This is a genomic window from Phreatobacter sp. GW821-FHT04C01 (assembly GCF_059420385.1).
Genome location: NZ_JBWKTP010000001.1, coordinates 1,244,424 through 1,263,904 on the forward strand (window position 1 = coordinate 1,244,424; position 19,481 = coordinate 1,263,904).

Here is a 19,481-nt window from a genome sequence, read left to right on the forward strand (position 1 = left end):
GCCTGGCCATTCTTGACGTGGCGTGCCGGTTTCGGCCGCGAGCATGGCAAGAAAGGCCTGCCGCGACAACGCCGGCCAGCGCATTGCTCGGGGCCCGGCTGGGCGGGCTTCGAGGCCGGCGCGGGCCGCGATCCACTGATGCCTCAACGCCAGCGCTGCATGTAGAAGCGCGGGTTCTCGTCCGGCCAGGCCCGATAGGCGAGGTCGGAAACGAAGGCCGTCACCGAGGGCAGCGTGTAGAGCGGCAGGACGAGGACATTGTCGGCGATCTTGCGCAGGATCAGGCCATAGAGCCGCCGCCGCTCCTGCGGATCGATCGCGATCGCCGCCGCCGCGGCCCAGCTCCTGATCTCCGCGTCCTGCACCATGTCGCCGAGGCGGTTGGTGAAAAACGGGGTGATCAGGGCCGAGACGTCGTTGATCGACAGGGAACCCCAGGAGGTGTCGAGGAGCTGGACCTGGCCCTTTTGCTGGCGTTCGCGCACCGCGCCGTAACCCATGAAGGCCAGGCGGGCGCGGATTCCCGAGGCGCTCAGAAAGCCGCTCAGCGCCTCGACCCGCGGACGGGCCCGAAAGCCGATGATCTCGGTGTCGAAGCCGTTGGGATAACCGGCCTCGGTCAGCAATTGGCGGGCCTTCGCGGGGTCGTAGGGGATCCGCCTGACATCGTCGGTGCAGCCGAACTGGGACGGGAAGCAGAAGGCCTGGAGGCTGCGCGAACCGGCGCCGATCACGGTCCTGACGATGGCGTCGCGGTCGATGGCGTGGGCCACCGCCTCGCGCACTCTCAAGTTCTGGAACGGGTTCGGGCCGGAGCGGCCCTGGACGTCGAACTGCAGGAAGGCGATCCGCATGGATTGGGCCGTCAGCACCCTGATATTCGGCGCGGCGCCAAGCCGTCGGGCCGCGGTCTCGGTCACCTGGCCGATCCAGTCGAGACGGCCGGCCGTCAGTTCGGTCACCTGCGTGTCGGCATCGGGCACGACACGCATGATCAGGCGGGGGATCGACGGGCGGCCCTTGGGGCTGCCGGCCATATAGTCGGGATTGATGTCAAATTGGGCCTCCCGGCCCGGCTCCCAGCGGGTGAGGCGATAGGGGCCGGTGCCCGGATAGCGCGATGCCGGCGGTCCGCGATTGGCATCCGTGTTCTGGTAAAAACCGGCCGGCATGATGGCGATCGGGCCGGACAGATATTCGAACGCGGTGGGGAAGGGTGCGCGCAGCAGCAGGCGCACCTGGTGCGAGCCGGTTTTCTCGGCGCCTCGGAGCCAGTTCACATTGCTCGGGAGGCTGACCCTGTTGGCGGGGTCGAGCGCGAAATTGATGGTGTAGACGACGTCGTCGGCCGAGAACGGCCGGCCGTCGTGAAAGCGGACATCGCGGCGCAGGTCCAGTTCCAGCGTCAGCGGGTCGATCCAGCGCCAGGCGGCGGCGAGCAGCGGCTTGTATTGCCCGGTGTCCGGGTCGCGATAGATCAGCGTATCCCAGACCATCTGGCTGATCACCAGGGCGCCGTCGTTAGAGATATTGTAATAGGGCTCGGCCGAGGGCAGGGCGACGGTGGTGGCCCAGGTGAGCGTATTGTCGCGTTTGCCGGCCTGAACCGGCATGGCCGCGCCGGCGACCAGCAAAAGCACGACCCCGATCAGGCGGACAAACAGTCTCCACACCGGCCAAAACGCCATGCGTCCCCCATCGGGAGCGGTCGGGCCAATCTTGCCGCGGCGTGCCGATCCCGGGGCCGAGCTTGGCAAGAATGCCGCAAGCCGGCAACGCTTGATGTCCCCGTGAAACTGCGCATGGCGCACCGTGACGACGGGTTCGGTTGCGCCTCGTCTTTCGACGGGTTGCGCCGAGGCGCAACCCGGTGCTATCAGAGCCAATACCTTCATTCGCCGATACGGGGACGCATCGCCATGGCCAATACGACGATTGGTGTGAAGATCGACGAAGACCTGCGCAATCGGCTGAAGGCCGCGGCCGAAAGTCAGGGCCGGTCGCCCCATTCGCTGATCAAACACTCGATCCTGTCGGTGCTGGAACATCTCGATCGCGGCGAGCCCTTGCCGAATTTCCCCGGCATCGGCGGCGCAACCGGCGCCGCCGAGGGCGAACCGGTCCCGGCGCCACCCTTCCTCGCCTTCGCCCAATCGGTCCAGCCGCAGACCGTGCTGCGCGCCAAGATCACCGCGGCCTACCGCCGGCCCGAACCGGAATGCGTGCCGGTGCTGCTGGCCGAAGCGGCCATGCCGGAACAGCGGGTCGCCGCGACCCGCACGCTCGCCCGCAGCCTGGTCGAGGCCCTGCGCCGCAAAGGCGAGCGCGGCGGCGTCGAGGGGCTGATCCACGAATATGCCTTGTCGAGCCAGGAGGGCGTGGCGCTGATGTGCCTCGCCGAGGCGCTGCTGCGCATTCCCGACCGGGCGACGCGCGACGCGCTGATCCGCGACAAGATCAGCAGCGGCGACTGGAAATCGCATCTCGGCCACAGCTCGTCGGTCTTCGTCAATGCCGCGACCTGGGGCCTGTTGATCACCGGGCATCTGACCTCGACGTCGAGCGAGACGGGCCTGTCCTCGGCCCTGACGCGGCTGATCGGCCGCAGCGGCGAACCGGTGATCCGCAAGGGCGTCGATATCGCCATGCGCATGATGGGCGAGCAGTTCGTCACCGGGCAGACGATCTCGGAGGCGCTCGCCAACAGCCGCAAGATGGAGGCCAGGGGCTTCCGCTATTCCTATGACATGCTGGGCGAGGCGGCGATGACGGCGGCCGACGCCGAGCGTTACTTCGCCGACTATACACAGGCCATTCACGCAATCGGCAAGGCCGCCGGCGGCCGCGGCATCTATGAAGGCCCGGGCATTTCGATCAAGCTGTCGGCGCTGCATCCGCGCTATTCACGCGCCCAGCGCGACCGGGTGATGAGCGAATTGCTGGCCCGGGTGAAGACGCTCGCCGTGCTGGCGCGGCGCTACGATATCGGCCTGAATATCGATGCCGAGGAGGCCGACCGCCTCGAACTGTCGCTCGATCTCCTGGAGACGATCTGCTTCGACCCGGAGCTCGCCGGCTGGAACGGCATCGGCTTCGTGGTCCAGGGTTATCAGAAGCGCGCCCTGTTCGTGATCGACTACCTGATCGACCTGGCGCGGCGCAGCGGCCGCCGGCTGATGGTGCGCCTGGTCAAGGGCGCCTATTGGGACAGCGAGATCAAGCGCGCCCAGCAGGACGGGCTGGAAGGTTTCCCGGTGTTCACCCGCAAGGTGCATACCGACCTGTCCTATCTTGCCTGCGCCAAGAAGATGCTGGCGGTGCCGGACGCGCTGTTCCCGCAATTCGCCACCCATAACGCCCATACGCTGGCGGCTATCCATTCCATGGCCGGCGAGAATTTCTATTCCGGCCAGTATGAGTTCCAGTGCCTGCACGGCATGGGCGAACCGCTCTACGAAGAGGTGGTCGGGCGCGACAAGCTGAACCGGCCGTGCCGGATCTATGCGCCGGTCGGCACCCATGAGACGCTATTGGCCTATCTGGTCCGCCGGCTGCTGGAGAACGGCGCCAACACCTCCTTCGTCAACCGGATCGCCGACCTGTCGCTGCCGATCGACGAGCTGATCGCCGAACCCGCCGACATCGTCCGCGCGGTCGAGCCTCTGGGTGCGCCGCATGACAAGATCGCCCTGCCGGCCGACCTGTTCGGTGCCGAGCGGGCCAATTCCGCCGGCATCGACCTGTCGAACGAGCAGCGGCTGGCCTCGCTCTCGGCCGCGCTGCTGCTCAATGCCGCCGAGCCCTGGCGTGCCGCGCCGATGCTCGCCGATGGCGAACGCGACGGCCAGGGCCGCGACATTCTCAATCCGGCCGATCTGCGCGATCTCGTCGGCCATGTGCTGGAAGCGACGCCCGCCGATATCGAGGCAGCGCTCGGCCATGCCGTCGCCGCCGCGCCGATCTGGCAATCGACCCCGCCGGAAGAGCGGGCCGCCTGTCTCGACCGCGCGGCCAATCTCCTGGAAGCGCGCATGCCCTCGCTGCTCGGGCTGATCGTGCGCGAGGCCGGCAAGTCGCTCGCCAACGCGGTCGGCGAGGTGCGCGAAGCCGTCGACTTCCTGCGCTATTACGCCGCCGAGCTGCGCGCCGGCTTTTCCAACGACACGCATCGCCCGCTCGGCCCGGTGGTCTGCATCAGCCCGTGGAATTTCCCGCTGGCGATCTTCACCGGCCAGGTTGCCGCGGCGCTCGCCGCCGGCAATCCGGTCATTGCCAAGCCGGCGGAGGAGACCCCGCTGATCGCGGCGGAAGCGATCCGCATCCTGCGCGATGCCGGCATCGGCGCGGGCGCCGTGCAATTGCTGCCCGGCGCCGGCGATGTCGGCGCGGCGCTGGTGGCGGATCCGCGCGTGCGCGCCGTCATGTTCACCGGCTCGACCGAGGTCGCCCGGCTGATCCAGCGCGAGCTCGCCGGGCGCCTCAGCCCGGATGGCCGGCCGATCCCGCTGATCGCCGAGACCGGCGGGCAGAATGCGCTGATCGTCGATTCCTCCGCGCTGGCCGAGCAGGTGGTGGCGGACGTCCTGCTGTCGGCCTTCGATTCCGCCGGCCAGCGCTGCTCGGCGCTGCGCGTGCTGTGCCTGCAGGATGAGGTCGCCGACCATGTGCTGACCATGCTGAAGGGCGCGCTCGCCGAACTGTCGGTCGGCAATCCCGACCGGCTGTCGACCGATGTCGGCCCGGTGATCAGCACGGAAGCGCAGGAGCGGCTGACCGCCCATATCGAGACGATGCGCGGCAAGGGGCACGGCATCCATGCGCTCGACCTGCCGGCCCAATGCCGGAACGGCATCTTTGTCGCGCCGACGGTCATCGAGATCGGCGGCCTCGCCGAGCTCGAGCGCGAGGTGTTCGGCCCGGTGCTGCATGTGCTGCGTTATCGCCGCCCGGAGCTCGACGGCCTGATCGCCGACATCAACCGCACCGGCTACGGCCTGACCTTCGGCCTGCACACCCGCATCGACGAGACCATCGCCCATGTCACCCGCAAGGTCGAGGCGGGCAATATCTACGTCAACCGCAACATGATCGGCGCGGTGGTCGGCGTGCAGCCGTTCGGCGGCCATGGCCTGTCGGGCACCGGCCCGAAGGCCGGTGGACCGCTCTATCTCCGCCGCCTGGTCGCCGCTTATCCGGCCGACCGTGAGACCCTGCCGCGCGCGGCGGAGGCCGCTCCGGCCGCCAAGGCCCTGCAGGCCTGGCTGGACAGCAAGGGCTTTCGCGAGGCATCGGTGCGTTTCGCCGCCTATAACGAGCGCTCGCGCGTCGGTGCGATGCAGGAGCTTCCCGGTCCGGTCGGCGAGCGGAACCTCTATGTGCTGGAAAGCCGGGGCACGGTGCTCTGCGTGCCGCAAAGTGAAACCGGCCTGCTTGCCCAGATCGGCGCGGCGATCGCCACCGGCAATCGCGCCGCGGTGCTCGGTGCCGAAGCGCTGTTCGCGCCGCTCAGGGCATCGCTGCCCAAGGACCTGAAGGCCTGGATCGCACCGGTGACCGACATCACCGCCGAACCCTTCGGCGCGGCGCTGTTCGAAGGCGACAGCGACAATTTGCGCGAGCTCAACATCAAGCTTGCCGGATTGTCCGGCCCCATCGTGCCGGTGTTCGGCGTGGCGCGCGAGGCGCTCGCTGCCGGCACGGAGGACTACCCGATCGTCTGGCTGTTGCGCGAACGGGCGATCAGCACCAACACCGCGGCGGCCGGCGGCAATGCCAGCCTGATGAGCATCGGGTAGGCATCGATGGCGGTCCAATCGCAGCATCACGGCGACGGCGTCGTCATTGTCGGCGGCGGCAATATGGGCCTGGCGCTCGCGGTGGGTTTTGCCGCGACCGGTGCCGCGGTCACGGTGGTCGATCCGGCGCCGGAGCGGGCGCGCGAGCGCCTGCCGGCGGGTTCGGCGATAGCGCTGGTCGAGTCGCCCGCGGCGATAACAGCTGTGCCGGCCATGATCGTGCTGGCGGTCAAGCCGGCGCTGGTGCCGGCGGTGCTGGCCGATTACCGCAGCCACGCCGACGCCGGTGCGCTGGTGATCTCCATCGCCGCGGGCGTGACCCACGGCACGATCCGGTCGCATCTCGGCCCCGAGGCCCGGGTGATCCGCGCCATGCCCAATACCCCGGCGCTCGTCGGCCAGGGCATGACCGTGCTCTATGGCGAGGCGGGGCTGGCGGAAACCGACCGGCAACGCGCCGAGGGTTTCTTCACGGCGGTCGGCGCGACCGCCTGGGTCGACAGGGAAGAGCTGATCGACGCGGTGACCGCGGTGTCCGGCAGCGGCCCGGCCTATGTCTTCGCCTTTGCCCAGCACCTGGCGGCCGCCGGCATGACGGCGGGCCTTCCGGAGGCGCTCGCGACCGAACTCGCCCGGGCGACCCTTGCCGGTGCCGTGGCTCTGCTGAACCAGCCGGGCACGGAAGCCGCGGCGCTGAAGCGCGCCGTGTGCAGTCCGCGCGGCACCACCGAGGCGGGCTTGAACGTGCTCGAAGGCAAGCCGGGGCTCGCCGAGCTGCTGGAGGGCACGGTGCGTGCGGCGCATGCGCGGGCCGTGGAACTGCGCCGGGGGTAGCGGCGCGGGCATTGATTTCGGCGAAAAGCTCAACCAAATCAACCCTCTCCCTCTGGGAGAAGGCCGATTGGGCGTTGTCGCCATCCGACCTGCAAGTCTCGTCCCGCCCACCTGCGGCAATGCGTCGCTTGCCGGGCTTCGCGCCTGTTTGTACGGTGATTTCAGAAATTACTGAAATAACCGATATCAGGAAAAACAACGATGAACCTGCCGCCGCTGGTCCAGGCCTTCGTGCTGCATTTCGGCGAAATGGGCAGCCGGTGGGGCATCAACCGTACGGTCGGGCAGGTCTATGCCCTGCTCTATGTCTCGCCGGCGCCGCTATGCGCCGACGAGATCGTCGCGGCGCTGGGCATCTCGCGCTCCAATGTCTCGATGAGCCTCAAGGAGCTGCAGGCGTGGAACCTGGTGCTCCTGAAACATCTGCCCAACGACCGCCGCGATTTCTTCACCACGCCCGAGGACGTCTGGCAGATCCTGCGGACGCTCGCCGAAGAGCGGAAGAAGCGCGAGGTCGACCCGACCTTGTCGGTCCTGCGCGAGATCCTGATGCAGCAGCCGGCAAGCGATGCGGAACGCCATGCCCAGGAGCGCATGGCCGAAATGCACGCCCTGATCGAGCGGCTGACCACCTGGTATGACGAGGTCAAGCAGTTGGAGACGGCGCGCCTGACCACGCTTCTGACGCTCGGCGCCAAGGTCACGCGCCTCCTCGAGACCAAGGACAAGATCGTCTCGCTCGGCCGCTCCAAGCGCATCAGCGACAAGGGGTGATGGCGTGGACCGGAGCGCGCCCGCCGATGTCGACCCGACCGGAGCGGAACAGCAGGCCGCCGTCGCCGGCCAGGGTTTTCACCTGGACGCGCGCCGGGCAAGACCGGATGGCGTCGCTCCACCCGATGTCTCGAATGAGGCGGTGATGGTGCCGGGAGCCGAAAGCGATGCCAGGCATGGGCGAGGTGTTCGACGCGGCGGCCTGCTGCAGATCGCAGCCGCGCTGGTCTGGCTGCCGCAGGCGGCCCTGCTGGCCCTGGCGGTCGGTCGCATCGCCGATGGCGGCGGCATCAGGGCCGTGCTCTGGCCGGCCGTCCTGGTGCTCGGGCTCGGGCTGATGCGCGCGGCCCTCGATGCCGCCGGCAGCCGCCTGGCCTTCCGCGCGGCACGCGAGACCCTGTCGGAGCAACGCGACCATGCGCTGGCCGCGCTCGGCGCCGGCTCGCCGCTGGACAGCGGCCGTCCGGCTTCCGGCCTTGCCGCCAGTGTCATCGCCGAACAGGCCGACGCCGTGACGCCCTATCTCGCCCGGTTCCAGCCGGCGCGGCTGAAGGCGACCGTCGTCCCGCTGGTGATCCTCGCGGTCGTCCTGCCGCTGTCCTGGGCGGCGGCGCTGGTGCTGCTGGTCGCGGCCCCGCTCATCCCGGTGTTCATGGCGCTGATCGGCTGGCGCGCCAAGGCGGCGAGCGAAGCCCAGATGGTCGAGCTCGGCGGCATGAATGCCTTCCTGCTCGACCGGCTGCGTGGACTGGCGACGATACGCGGGCTCGGCGCGGTCGACCTGACCGCGCGCCGCCTGAGGGCCAATGCCGAAGCGCTCCGGCGGCGCACCATGGCGGTGCTGCGCATCGCCTTCCTGTCCTCGGCGGTGCTCGAACTGTTCGCGGCGCTGGGCGTCGCCATGGTCGCGGTCTATGTCGGGTTTCACCTGCTCGGCCAACTCGAATTCGGCGCCTGGGGCACGAGGCTCAGCCTCGCGCAGGGCCTGTTCATCCTGCTGCTGGCCCCGGCCTTTTTCGAGCCGCTGCGCGACCTCTCGGCGGTCTGGCACGATCGTGCGGCCGGCGAGGCGGCGATCGGCGCCTTGCGCCGGCTGAGCGTCGGCCGCCTGGTTCTGCCCGGCGCGGCCACAGATGCGGCGCAGCCGGCGATCCGGCGGCCGGAGCCGCCGTCGGTCCGGATCGAAAATCTCGGCTATCGCCACGCCGGCGCCGCGACGCCGGTGTTCGACGGTTTCAACCTCGCCGTTCGACCGGGCGAGCATGTGGCCCTGCTCGGTCCGAGCGGATCGGGCAAGTCGACACTGCTGGCCCTGATCGCCGGCCTCGCCCCCACGACCGGCGGCCGGATCACCGTCGGCGACATCGCGCTGAGCGCGGAAACGGCGGCGATGCAGCGCCGGCGCATGGCCTGGATCGGCCAGCGCCCGTTCATCTTCGCCGGCTCGATCCGGGCCAATGTCACGCTCGGGCGCGCCGGCATCCCGGCCGATGACGTCGCTGCGGCCCTGCACGTGGTGGCGCTCGGCGACATCGCCGCGCGGCGGTCCGGCGCCGAGCTCGGCGAGGGCGGCGCCGGGCTCTCCGGCGGCGAGGTCCTGCGGCTGGCACTGGCCCGCGCCGCGGCCGATACCCGGGCCGACCTCCTGCTGGTCGACGAGCCGACCGCCCATCTCGACGGCGCGACCGCATCCGAAGTCGGCGACGGCCTGATCGCCGTCGCCCGGGGACGGACATTGATCCTCGCGACCCATGATCCGGTGCTGGCGGCGCGAATGGACCGGATCATCAGGCTGGAGGTGAAGCCATGACCATCCGGCGTGACCTTCGCCCGGTGCTGGCGCTGTTCATGGCCGAGCGCCGCGGCCTGATGGCCGGCGGCATGGCGCTCGCCGCGGCGACCATTCTCGCCGGGGTCGCGCTGCTCGGGCTTTCCGGCTGGTTCATCACCGCGACCGCGCTGGCCGGCATGTCGGCCACGGCGGCGCTGGCCTTCGATGTCTTCGCGCCCTCGGCGGGCATCCGCTTCCTGGCCCTGGCGCGGACCGGCGCGCGTTATGGCGAGCGCCTGGTGACCCATGAGGCGACGCTCAGGATCCTGGCGGCCCTGCGCGAGCGGCTGTTTCGCGGCTGGGCCGAGCCCGAGGCGGCACGATCGCTGCTGGTCCGGCCGGCCAAGCTCCTGTTCCGGCTGACCGCCGATATCGACGCGCTGGATTCGCTCTATCTGCGCCTGCTGGTGCCGGCCGGGGCGGCCGTCGCGGCGGCGCTCGCCGCAGGCGTGGCGCTCGGGCTGATGCAGGCCTGGCTAGGCCTCGCGCTCGGCGGCTGGCTGCTCCTGGCCGGCTTCGGCCTGCCGGCATGGGCGGCGCGTCGGGCCTTGCCCTGGGCGCGCCGGCGCGCCCATGCGGCGGAGGCCTTGCGGGCACGCACCATCGATCTGGTCGCCGGGCAGACCGAGCTCGTCATGGCCGGACGGCTCGACGCCCAGCTGGCGGCCACGCGCGCCGCCGATCGCCGTCTGATGGCGGCGGAAGACCGGCTGAACCGGATCGAGACCGGGGTCTCGGCCGGTTTCGGTGCCGCCGCGGCCGTGGCGCTGGCCGGCACGCTCCTGGGCGTGGCGGCGCTGGCCGAGGCGGGGACGATCGGCGCACCGGTGGCGGCGCTCGGCCTGCTGATCGCGCTTGGATCGGTCGAGCCTTTCGCCGGCCTGCGCCGTGGCGCGGTCGAACTCGGCCGCACCTTGCTCGCCGCGCGCCGCCTGTCGCCGCGGCTCGCGCCGGCGCCCGCCGCGGCGCGGCCATCGCCGCCTCCCGACGGCTGCGCGGTCCGCTTCACCGCCGTCTCCGCCGGTTATCCGGGGTCCGGACGGCCGCTCTTCCAGGACCTGTCGCTGACGATCCGCCGTGGCGAGCGCATTGCCGTCATCGGCCCGAGCGGCGCCGGCAAATCGACCTTGCTGGCCTTGATTGCCGGCGAAATGGCGCCGGCGAGCGGTGTGGTCGAGGCGGTCGGCAGCACGCTGCTGACGCAGCGCAGCGAGCTGTTTCACGACAGCCTGCGCGAAAACCTCGCTCTCGCCGACCCGGCCGCCGACGACGCCAGCCTGTGGGATGCGCTGGATGCGGCCGGCCTGGGGCCGGACCTGCGCGCCAGCGGGCGCGGTCTCGATGCGCCGGTCGGCGAAGGCGGCCTCGGCCTGTCCGGCGGCCAAGGCCGGAGGCTTGCCTTGGCGCGGCTGCTGCTGCGCGCCTCGCCGCTCTGGCTCCTCGACGAGCCGACCGAGGGGCTCGATCGCGAGACCGCCCGCGACGTGCTCGAACGCCTCACCGGGCGGCTCGGCGGGCGCTCGCTCATCGTCGTCACGCACCTGAGGCGCGAGGCCGCAGGCGCCGACCGCTTGCTGATCTTGGAAATGGGTTGCATCGTCGCGTCGCCGCAACGCGGCGAGCTCGGTTTCGATGCCGCACTCGCCGGCCTGCGGCCGGATTGAGTGAGGCCCTGTCGATTGACTGGCCGGCTCCGCCTTTGATGGCGCCGGCCCCAGCAGAGGACGCCGGGCTCCCTCGGCGGTAACAGGATGGAACTCGACATCGTCGCGCTGTCGCGGCTGCAATTCGCGCTGACGGCGCTCTACCACTTTCTGTTCGTGCCGCTGACCATCGGCCTGGCCGTGATCCTGGCGATCATGGAGACGGTCTATGTGATGACCGGCCGCGTCGTCTGGCGTCAGATGACCAAGTTCTGGGGCGGGCTGTTCGGCATCAATTTCGTGCTCGGCGTCGCCACCGGTATCGTGATGGAGTTCCAGTTCGGCATGAACTGGAGCTATTACAGCCACTATGTCGGCGACATCTTCGGGGCGCCGCTGGCGATCGAGGGCCTGATGGCCTTCTTCCTCGAGGCGACCTTCGTCGGCCTGTTCTTCTTCGGCTGGGACAAGCTCTCCAAGGTCGGCCATCTGGTGGTCACCTGGCTGGTCGCCGCCGGCTCGAATTTCTCCGCCCTGTGGATCCTGATCGCCAATGGCTGGATGCAGAACCCGGTGGGGGCCGCCTTCAACCCGCAGACCATGCGCATGGAGGTCACCGATTTCTTCGCGGTGCTGTTCAATCCGGTGGCCCAGGCGAAATTCGTCCACACGGTCTCGGCGGCCTATGTCGTCGCGGCGATCTTCGTGCTCGGCGTCTCCGCCTGGTACCTGTTGAAGGGCCGGCACATCGATCTCGCCAAGCGGTCGATGACGGTGGCCGCCTCCTTCGGCCTCGCCGCGTCGCTGTCGGTCGTCGTTCTCGGCGACGAGAGCGGCTATCTCTCCACCGAGCATCAGAAGATGAAGCTCGCTGCGATCGAGGCCATGTGGAAGACCGAACCGGCGCCCGCCGCCTTCACGCTGATCGGCTTTCCTGACCAGGCGGCGCGCGAGACCCACTATGCCATTCATATCCCCTGGGTCATGGGCCTGATCGGCACCCGCTCGCTGACCACCGAGATCCCGGGCATCGTCGATCTCGTCGACCGGGCCAAGCTGCGCATCCGCCAGGGGCTGATCGCCTATGACGCCCTGCAGAAGATCCGGGCGGCCGGCAGCACCGCGGCGATCCCCGCCGACGTCAAAGCCGCCTTCGAGGCCAATGGCGCGGAGCTCGGTTATGCGCTCCTGCTGAAGCGTTATGTCGACGATCCGCGCCTTGCCACCGAGGCCCAGATCGACAAGGCCGCCTGGGACACGGTGCCGGCGGTGGCGCCGCTGTTCTGGGCGTTCCGGATCATGGTCGGGCTCGGCATGTTCTTCATCCTCCTGACCGCGACCTTCTTCGTCCTGTCGGCGCGGCGCATGCTGGATCGCTATCCCCTGCTGCTGCGCATCGCGGTTCTCGCCATTCCCTTGCCCTGGATCGCGGCGGAGGCCGGCTGGATCGTCGCCGAGGTCGGCCGCCAGCCCTGGGTGATCGAAGGCGTGCTGCCGACGGCGGCGGCGGTGTCCAGCCTCGGCATCGGCCAGGTGCTGCTCACCATCGTCTGTTTCGCGCTGATCTACACGGTGCTGATCGTGATCGAGATGACGCTGATGGTCCGGGCGATCAAGGCCGGTCCCGAGCCCGACCAGGAGCCGGAAGCGGTCCTGCTGTCGCCCCTCGTCGTGCCTGCGGAGTGAAGACCATGATCCTGCACGAACTGATCGACTATCAAACCCTGCGCCTGATCTGGTGGGTGCTGCTCGGCGTGCTGCTGATCGGCTTCGCCGTCACCGACGGCTTCGACCTGGGCGTCGGCATCCTGCTGCCCTTCGTCGGCCGCAACGATCTCGAAAGGCGCGTCGCCATCAACACGATCGGCCCGGTCTGGGAGGGCAATCAGGTCTGGCTGATCCTGGGCGGCGGCGCGATCTTCGCCGCCTGGCCGCCGCTCTACGCGGTGTCGTTCTCGGGCTTCTATCTCGCCATGTTCGCGATCCTGGCGGCCCTGATCCTGCGTCCGGTCTCGATCAAATATCACAGCATGCGCGAGGATCTGCGCTGGCGGCAGGCCTGGGATTGGGCCTTGTTCGTCGGCAGCTTCGTGCCGGCGCTGATCTTCGGGGTGGCCGTCGGCAATGTGCTGCAGGGCGTGCCGTTCCGCTTCGACGCCGATCTGCGCATCTTCTATGACGGTTCGTTCTTCGGCCTGCTCAACCCCTTCGCGCTCCTGTGCGGCCTGCTTTCGGTGGCCATGATGGTCATGCATGGCGGCGCCTGGCTGGCGCTCAAGAGCGACGGGCCGGTGAGCGACCGGGCGCGTGCCTATGGCAGCCTGGGGGCGCTCGCCGTCATCGTGCTGTTCGCGCTGTGCGGCCTGCTGCTCTGGCTGTTCATCGACGGCTATCGCATCACCGGCACCGTCGTCACCGACGGTCCGTCAAATCCGCTGTTCAAGACGGCGGCCCGCGAACACGGCGCCTGGTTTGCCAACTATGCCGCCAGGCCCTGGCTGCTGGTGGTGCCGGCGCTCGGTTTCCTCGGCGCCCTCGGTGCCTTCTTCGGCCTGAGGTCGAGGCGCGAGCTGACGACATTCGTGGCGAGCAAGCTGGCGGTCACCGGCGTCATCGCCACGGTCGGTGTCTCGATGTTCCCGTTCATCCTGCCCTCGTCGATCGATCCGCGCGCCAGCCTGACGGTGTGGGATTCGTCGTCGAGCCACCTGACGCTGTTCATCATGCTGGTGGTCAGCGCGATCTTCCTGCCGCTGATCATCGCCTACACCAGCTGGGTCTATTGGGTGCTCTGGGGCAAGGTCGACGAAGCCTCGATCACCGACCATGGCGGCCACGCCTATTGAACGACGGAGCGCAACGATGTGGTACTTTTCCTGGCTTCTCGGCTTGCCCTTGGCCGCCGCCTTCGCCGTGCTCAATGCCATGTGGTACGAGCTGATGGAGGATGCCGCGCGCGACAAGGCGCGGCAGGCGGCGGACGCGGAGCGGGCCTCCGAACGCGCCTCCGGCTATGTCAGCACGTGACGGGATGAGGCATGTCCGGGCCGGCGTCGTCGTGTAGGCGGCGCCGGTCCGACCGCCGTCAGGCCTGGCAGGCCTGGTGCGTGCCGGCATTGACCACGCGTCGTGGCCGGAGCGTCGCCAGCGCTACTCCCGCCGTCGCCAGATTGACCGCGGCCAGCACGAAAAACGTCGTGCGATAGGCATCGCCATAGACCAGCAGCAGGGCGGCGCGGCCCAGGTCGGGCGCCAGCATGGTCGCCCGCGCCAGTCCGCCGCCGGCCAGTTCATTGGCGAGCGTGGCCAGATGCGCCTCGCCGCGATGAGTGCCCGCGACCTGGCCGAGGCCCGCCTTGGTCAGCCCCATCAGCACGGCGCTGGTCGCGGCCAGGGCCAGCGCTTCGCCGGCGACCCGGACCGTGGTGAAGATGCCGGTGGCCATGCCGGCGCGCTCCTTCGGCACGACGCTGACCGCCAGGGCGTCCATCAGGCCCCAGGGCAGGCCGCTGCCGATGCCGATCAGCGCCAGCGGCAGGATGAAGGCGGTGCGGGCCGCGCCGGGGGCGATGGTGGCGAGCCAGACGAGGCCGCCGGCGGCGAGCGCGAGGCCGACAGCCGCGAGCGTCGCCGCCGGGATCCAGCGGGTGAGCATCGCGCCGGCGAGCGGCACGATCGCGATCGGCAGGCAGAGCGGCAGCAGCATCAGGCCGACCTCGATCTCGGTCATGCCCTCGGCGCCGATGAAGCGGGCCGGCAGGATGACCAGCGGCACGACGAAGCCGAAAGCGGTGGCGAGCGGCAGGGCCTGGGCGCCGAGAAAGCGCGGATAGGCGAACAGGCCGAGGTCGAGCATCGGGCGCCGTTGCAGCTTCTCGACCAGCACGAACAGGCCGAGCATGACAGCCGCGCCTCCCAGCATCGCGAGGATCCAGGGATCGGACCAGCCCCGCAACGGCCCCTCCATGATGGCGAAGGTGAACAGGAGAAGCGTCGCGGTGAAGGTGGCGGTGCCCCAGGGGTCGACGCCGGTCGCGTCGGGGTCGCGCGACTCGCTCATGCGCGGCACGCCGAAGGCCAGAACCAGAAGGCCGATCGCCACGCCGGTCAGGAACACCGAGCGCCAGCCGAAGGTCTCGATCAGGAAGCCGGCCCAGACCGGGCCGAGGGCCAGCCCGATACCGAAGCTGGTGCCGAGCAGGCCATAGGCGCGGGTGCGCGCCTCACCATCGAATTCATGCGCCAGCGAGGCCGCGCCGCCGGCCATGGTGAGCGCGGCGGCAATGCCTTGCAGGGCGCGCAGGAGCTCGAGGGCGAGCAGGTTGGGCGCATAGCCGACCACCGCCGAGATCGCCGTGAAGGCGGCCATGCCGATGGCGAACATGCGCTTGCGGCCATAGCGGTCGGCCAGCGCGCCGGCCGCCATCACGGTGGAGCCGAAGGCCAGGATGAAGGCGTTCATCACCCAGCCGAGCTCCACCGGGCTGACGTTGAAATTGCGGCCGATCGCCGGCAAGGCGACGCTCGGCGCGGTGAAGCTGAGTGGCATGGTCAGGCCGGCGAAACAGACGGCGGCGAGCACGAGCAATTTGTCAGCGGAGCCCTGGCGGGCCACTGTCTGAACGGACATGGGGATCGACCTGTCTGATCTGGCGGAGGCTCAGGCGGCGAAACCGCCATCGACGGCAAGGGCCGCGCCAGTGACGAAACCGGCATCGTCGCCGGCGAGATAGGCAACGGCGGCCGCGATATCGGTGGTCTTGCCATAGTGCCCGAGCGGCATCTGGGACCGCTGCTTGTCGGCATGGGCGCCTTCGGCCGGGTTCATGTCGGTATCGACAGGACCGGGATGGACGATGTTGACGGTGATGCCACGCGGCCCGAGATCGCGCGCCATGCCCTTGGTCATGCCGACCAGTGCGGCCTTGCTGAGCGAATAGAGCGTGATGCCGGAATCGCCGACCAGTTCGGCGAGGCAGCTGCCGATGGAGATGATCCGGCCACCGCGCTGCATGTGCCGGGCGGCCGCCTGCGAGCCGACATAGACGGCGCGGACATTGACCGCCAGCGTGCGGTCGATGTCCTCGATCGTGTCGTTGTCGAGCGAGCCGCCGACAAAAATGCCGGCATTGTTGACGAGGATGTCGATCCGGCCGAACACCTCGACGGTGCGCTCGACGGCGCTGACCACGGCAGCGGCGTCGGCGCTGTCGGCGGCCAGCGCCAGGCCCCTGCGGCCGAGAGCCTTGATCTCGGCGACGACGGCGTCGGCCTTGGCGGCGGAACTGACATAGGTCAGCGCCACATCGGCGCCGTCCTCGGCCAGCCGCCGGGCGATGGCGGCGCCGATGCCGCGGCTGCCACCGGTGACCAGGGCGACCTTGCCAGCGAGCTTGCTCATGGGGAACTCCATTTATGTGATGATCGATACATATTTAAGAACGCAGTTGCGCCGCGGCGTCAACAGAATTATTTATCGATCGTCACAGAAAGGGAGAGCCATGGCCGAACGTGGCCGTCCGCGCCGTTTTGACCGGGTCGAGGTGCTGCGGAAGGCGATGGAGCTGTTCTGGCGGCGCGGCTATGACGGGGCGTCGCTCGCCGACCTGACGGCGGCGATGGGCATCAACTCGCCGAGCCTTTATGCCTGCTTCGGTTCGAAGGAGCAGCTGTTCCGCGATGCGGTTGCCCTCTATGGCGAGACCGACGGCAATCTGACGACCCTGGCGCTGCGGGACGCGGCGACGGCGCGCCAGGCGGTCGAGACCATGCTGCGCAGCAATGCCGCAGCATTCGTGCGCCCGGGCCATCCGACCGGCTGCATGGTGACGCTCGCAGCTCCTGCCTCCAGTTCCCAGAGCGACGCCGTGTGCCAGTTCCTGATGGAGCTGCGCCGGCAGTCGCGCGCGGCCCTGGAACAGCGTCTGCGGCGCGGCATCGCCGATGGCGATCTGCCCGAGGGGACCGACACCGCGGCCTTGACCGATTTCTATTCGACCGTGCTCCAGGGTCTGTCGATTCAGGCCCGTGACGGCGCACGCCCCGAGACGATGAAGGCGGTGGTCGATTGCGCCATGGCCGGTTGGGACGTCCTGCTGCCGGCGGCACCGCGGCCCGCGGACTGATGTTTCGCCGGCCCTTGGCCATCACGCGAATGTGCCATGTGTTGACCGCCGGCCCCGGCGCCGGTTCGCCCGGCGCGGTGTAGCTTGCGCTCCGCAGCCTGAATGACGCTGAACCGTGATGCCGGAGATCTCCCATGGACAGACGAAGCTTTGGCCTGGCTCTCGCGGCGGCGCCCGCCGCCGCCATTCCCGCTCTTGCGGCCGCGGCGCCGGGGCCCGAGACCGAGGGGCCGCTCGAGGCCAACAAGAAGGTGGTGCTCGATTTCTACGAGAAAGCGCTCAATCAGAAGGATTTCGAGGCGGCGGCGAAACATTTCGGTGGCCACTACATCCAGCACAACCCGACCGCGGCCGATGGCATCGAAGGCTTCCGCAAGTTCATAGCGTTCCGCCGGGAGCGCATGCCCAATGCCCATAACGAGATCAAGCGGGTGATCGCGGACGGCGACCTCGTCGCTCTGCATGTCCATTCGAAACGCGAGCCGTCGGAGCGGGGTGTCGCGATCGTCGATATTTTCCGGCTCGAGGCCGGCAAGATCGTCGAACATTGGGACGTGATCCAGCCGATCCCGGAAACCGCGGCCAATTCGAACGGCATGTTCTGAGGTCGACGTCCTCGTGCTGTCGAACGGCGATTGTGATGGCTTGATTTCCGCGCGTGGATAAATTCGTGGATATCCGGGACAAGCCCGGGCAGGACGATATGTCGACCTCGCCATGTGCAGGGCGACGGTGCGGGTTTTGCAACCGGTCGATCCGGCAGCTGTCGCTCCAAGGACAATTCTCGTCTTGTCCGGGCTTGTCCCTGATATCCACGAATTGTTTGCACCAGGATCAACCGGTCAAGATCACGGCGCAACGATGCTAGCGCTGGGCGATCGCCGGGCCCGCAAGGCCCCGCGGCGGTCTGGTCAGGCTGCGCCGGAAAGCCGGATGGGCGGACAGGAGCCCGCGTCCGAGCCCGACGATCAGGCTGACGTCGTCCGGCTTCAGCGTCAGCTTGTTGTGCAGGGCGAGAATGTGCCGTCTCTGCTCATGATCGGTGACATCGGCCAGCGCGATCCGGATGACCTCGACGTCGAAACGCGCGCAGGCCGGCAGGCGCTGGGTGCAACGCCAGCGTACCACCTTGTCGCGCCAGGCCCGGGCCTCCACCCGCAAGGCATCGACGCCGTGGCGGCTGGCGCTGTCGATCATCGCGTCGGTCGCCCCGACGATCGCCTCGATGGCGTTCGGAGCGGCGGCGGTCTGCGACATGTCGCCGCCGATCCGGGTCGAGGCGTCGACGACGATGAAGACGACGCGCTGAAGGCGCATGGCCTGGGCCGCCGAGAGCGGTTCCGGCGCTGTCCGTCGCATCAGGTGGACCAGGCTTTGCGTGCCCAGGCCGTCGACCAGGCCGCCGTCATAGAGTTTGAGGAAATTCAGGTCCGGCTCGGTGCGGTAGCGAGCGAGCGCGTCCTGATAGTCGCGTTCGGTCAAGGTGGGGTCTGTGCTGCGGGTGGCGCTCAACTGCCGCCATTGCATGGCCGGCGGGACCGGGCAGGCGCCGTTGAAATTGCGCAAGACGATGGGCGAGAACACCACCGGCACGGCGGCCGAAGCCGCCACCGCATGGGACAGCGGGTAGCTGTCGAGCTCGCTGCACAGCGCCGAAAACGACGGCCGGTCGAAGATGAACGGCGCCCGGTTGTAGAGATCGGTGGCATGCACCACCAGCCTCGGGCGATCGGCGCGGTCGAGATCGCCGAAAGTCGCGCCGTGGAACAGATTGGCGTCGAGCCAGGCCGGCAGTCCGGACAGGTCGTTTGCGCCGCCTTGATAGGCGCGTACGAGATTGGTCGGGGTGAACGCGGTGTGCAGCGCGGCCTCGACATCCTGGTCGAGAAATCCGCGCCGGAAACGGCCGAGGCCGGGCGGCCCGTTAAGGGCGAAATAGGAGGCCAGGATCGCGCCGCCCGAGACGCCGGATACCACCACGACGTCATCGGCCAGGCTCCGACCGCGTCCCGTCGCGGAGGCCTGCTCGGCGAGCACCTGCAACGCCCCATAACCAAAGGCGGCCGAGCGGGCCCCGCCGCCGGAAAACGCCATGACGATGCCGGTTTCGCCGCCGGAGGCGCGCCCCGGCTGGGCCGCCGCGGCGGCCGAGGTCAAGGGACCATTGGCCGGCCGCATATCGAGGCTCGCGCAGGCCGAAAGCAGCAAGGCAAAGATAATGGTCAGGCTGGCGAATATTCGGTTCGACCGATTGAACGTGGACAGTCGTTGTCTGAGTCGAATGGGGTGATACGTCGTTTCGCCGCCAATATCGGAGAATAATGACAATATCACGACGGCCAATGTCCACGCGAATGGCATTCACCGGCGGATCTTCCGCTAGCGAATACGTCTTTCAACGCGGAGAGTGCCGTGTGAAAATTGCGCTAGCATTGCGCTCTCGCACGAAGACGAAAAATCGCGACGTCGCCAGGGTGTT

At 68.8% G+C, this 19,481-nt stretch carries 14 protein-coding genes; 10 read left to right on the plus strand and 4 right to left on the minus strand.

Annotated elements, in window-relative coordinates; genetic code table 11:
• Window positions 1-143: 143 nt before the first annotated feature.
• Window positions 144-1,673 (minus strand): ABC transporter substrate-binding protein, encoded by a 1,530-nt coding sequence (locus AC07WJ_RS05850; protein WP_494933566.1) that lies wholly within the window; start codon window positions 1,671-1,673, stop codon window positions 144-146.
• A gap of 246 nt (window positions 1,674-1,919) precedes the next feature.
• On the opposite strand from AC07WJ_RS05850, the gene putA reads away from it, so the two are divergent.
• The 8 genes from putA to cydX all read left to right on the plus strand — a co-directional run bounded on the left by putA (window position 1,920) and on the right by cydX (window position 13,904).
• Entirely contained in the window at window positions 1,920-5,795 is a 3,876-nt protein-coding gene (putA, locus tag AC07WJ_RS05855) for a trifunctional transcriptional regulator/proline dehydrogenase/L-glutamate gamma-semialdehyde dehydrogenase (protein ID WP_494933567.1), read from the plus strand.
• Window positions 5,796-5,801: 6 nt separating this feature from the next.
• Entirely contained in the window at window positions 5,802-6,629 is an 828-nt protein-coding gene (gene proC / locus AC07WJ_RS05860) for a pyrroline-5-carboxylate reductase (protein ID WP_494933568.1), read from the plus strand.
• A 201-nt stretch (window positions 6,630-6,830) separates the two neighbouring features.
• Window positions 6,831-7,403, plus strand: a complete 573-nt coding sequence (locus AC07WJ_RS05865; RefSeq protein ID WP_494933569.1) for a GbsR/MarR family transcriptional regulator — start codon at window positions 6,831-6,833, stop codon at window positions 7,401-7,403.
• Between the two features lie 145 nt (window positions 7,404-7,548).
• Entirely contained in the window at window positions 7,549-9,213 is a 1,665-nt protein-coding gene (gene cydD / locus AC07WJ_RS05870; RefSeq protein WP_494933844.1) for a thiol reductant ABC exporter subunit CydD, read from the plus strand.
• Window positions 9,210-10,898 (plus strand): amino acid ABC transporter ATP-binding/permease protein, encoded by a 1,689-nt coding sequence (locus tag AC07WJ_RS05875; protein WP_494933570.1) that lies wholly within the window; start codon window positions 9,210-9,212, stop codon window positions 10,896-10,898. The genes cydD and AC07WJ_RS05875 overlap by 4 nt, the downstream gene beginning before the upstream one ends.
• An 87-nt stretch (window positions 10,899-10,985) precedes the next feature.
• Entirely contained in the window at window positions 10,986-12,563 is a 1,578-nt protein-coding gene (locus tag AC07WJ_RS05880; protein WP_494933571.1) for a cytochrome ubiquinol oxidase subunit I, read from the plus strand.
• Between the two features lie 5 nt (window positions 12,564-12,568).
• Window positions 12,569-13,723, plus strand: a complete 1,155-nt coding sequence (cydB, locus tag AC07WJ_RS05885; protein ID WP_494933572.1) for a cytochrome d ubiquinol oxidase subunit II — start codon at window positions 12,569-12,571, stop codon at window positions 13,721-13,723.
• Between the two features lie 16 nt (window positions 13,724-13,739).
• Window positions 13,740-13,904, plus strand: a complete 165-nt coding sequence (cydX, locus tag AC07WJ_RS05890) for a cytochrome bd-I oxidase subunit CydX (RefSeq protein WP_494933573.1) — start codon at window positions 13,740-13,742, stop codon at window positions 13,902-13,904.
• Window positions 13,905-13,962: 58 nt separating this feature from the next.
• Here the strand turns inward: cydX and AC07WJ_RS05895 are convergent, their stop codons facing one another.
• A complete protein-coding gene (locus tag AC07WJ_RS05895) occupies window positions 13,963-15,507 on the minus strand; it encodes an MFS transporter (protein ID WP_494933574.1) in 1,545 nt (514 codons plus the stop codon).
• 30 nt (window positions 15,508-15,537) lie between these two features.
• Entirely contained in the window at window positions 15,538-16,278 is a 741-nt protein-coding gene (locus AC07WJ_RS05900; RefSeq protein WP_494933575.1) for a 3-oxoacyl-ACP reductase family protein, read from the minus strand.
• A 100-nt stretch (window positions 16,279-16,378) separates the two neighbouring features.
• Between AC07WJ_RS05900 and AC07WJ_RS05905 the strand changes: the two genes are divergently transcribed.
• Window positions 16,379-17,002, plus strand: a complete 624-nt coding sequence (locus AC07WJ_RS05905) for a TetR/AcrR family transcriptional regulator (RefSeq protein WP_494933576.1) — start codon at window positions 16,379-16,381, stop codon at window positions 17,000-17,002.
• Between the two features lie 134 nt (window positions 17,003-17,136).
• The gene (locus AC07WJ_RS05910) at window positions 17,137-17,607 is read left to right on the plus strand and encodes a nuclear transport factor 2 family protein (protein WP_494933577.1); all 471 of its coding nucleotides are present in this window, start codon (window positions 17,137-17,139) and stop codon (window positions 17,605-17,607) included.
• A gap of 259 nt (window positions 17,608-17,866) precedes the next feature.
• On the opposite strand, the gene AC07WJ_RS05915 is transcribed toward AC07WJ_RS05910, so the two are convergent.
• Window positions 17,867-19,363, minus strand: coding sequence for a patatin-like phospholipase family protein (locus AC07WJ_RS05915; RefSeq protein ID WP_494933578.1), 1,497 nt, complete (start codon window positions 19,361-19,363; stop codon window positions 17,867-17,869).
• Window positions 19,364-19,481 lie beyond the last annotated feature (118 nt).

Excerpts from the sequence above, each read along its gene's own strand:
- AC07WJ_RS05905 (WP_494933576.1), top strand. The coding sequence starts at position 16,379 with ATGGCCGAACGTGGCCGTCCGCGCCGTTTTGACCGGGTCGAGGTGCTG.
- AC07WJ_RS05875 (WP_494933570.1), top strand. The coding sequence starts at position 9,210 with ATGACCATCCGGCGTGACCTTCGCCCGGTGCTGGCGCTGTTCATGGCC.
- proC (WP_494933568.1), top strand. The coding sequence starts at position 5,802 with ATGGCGGTCCAATCGCAGCATCACGGCGACGGCGTCGTCATTGTCGGC.
- AC07WJ_RS05900 (WP_494933575.1), bottom strand. The coding sequence starts at position 16,278 with ATGAGCAAGCTCGCTGGCAAGGTCGCCCTGGTCACCGGTGGCAGCCGC.
- AC07WJ_RS05915 (WP_494933578.1), bottom strand. The coding sequence starts at position 19,363 with ATGCCATTCGCGTGGACATTGGCCGTCGTGATATTGTCATTATTCTCC.
- AC07WJ_RS05895 (WP_494933574.1), bottom strand. The coding sequence starts at position 15,507 with ATGTCCGTTCAGACAGTGGCCCGCCAGGGCTCCGCTGACAAATTGCTC.
- AC07WJ_RS05865 (WP_494933569.1), top strand. The coding sequence starts at position 6,831 with ATGAACCTGCCGCCGCTGGTCCAGGCCTTCGTGCTGCATTTCGGCGAA.
- AC07WJ_RS05880 (WP_494933571.1), top strand. The coding sequence starts at position 10,986 with ATGGAACTCGACATCGTCGCGCTGTCGCGGCTGCAATTCGCGCTGACG.
- putA (WP_494933567.1), top strand. The coding sequence starts at position 1,920 with ATGGCCAATACGACGATTGGTGTGAAGATCGACGAAGACCTGCGCAAT.
- cydD (WP_494933844.1), top strand. The coding sequence starts at position 7,549 with ATGGTGCCGGGAGCCGAAAGCGATGCCAGGCATGGGCGAGGTGTTCGA.
- cydB (WP_494933572.1), top strand. The coding sequence starts at position 12,569 with ATGATCCTGCACGAACTGATCGACTATCAAACCCTGCGCCTGATCTGG.
- AC07WJ_RS05910 (WP_494933577.1), top strand. The coding sequence starts at position 17,137 with ATGGACAGACGAAGCTTTGGCCTGGCTCTCGCGGCGGCGCCCGCCGCC.
- cydX (WP_494933573.1), top strand. The coding sequence starts at position 13,740 with ATGTGGTACTTTTCCTGGCTTCTCGGCTTGCCCTTGGCCGCCGCCTTC.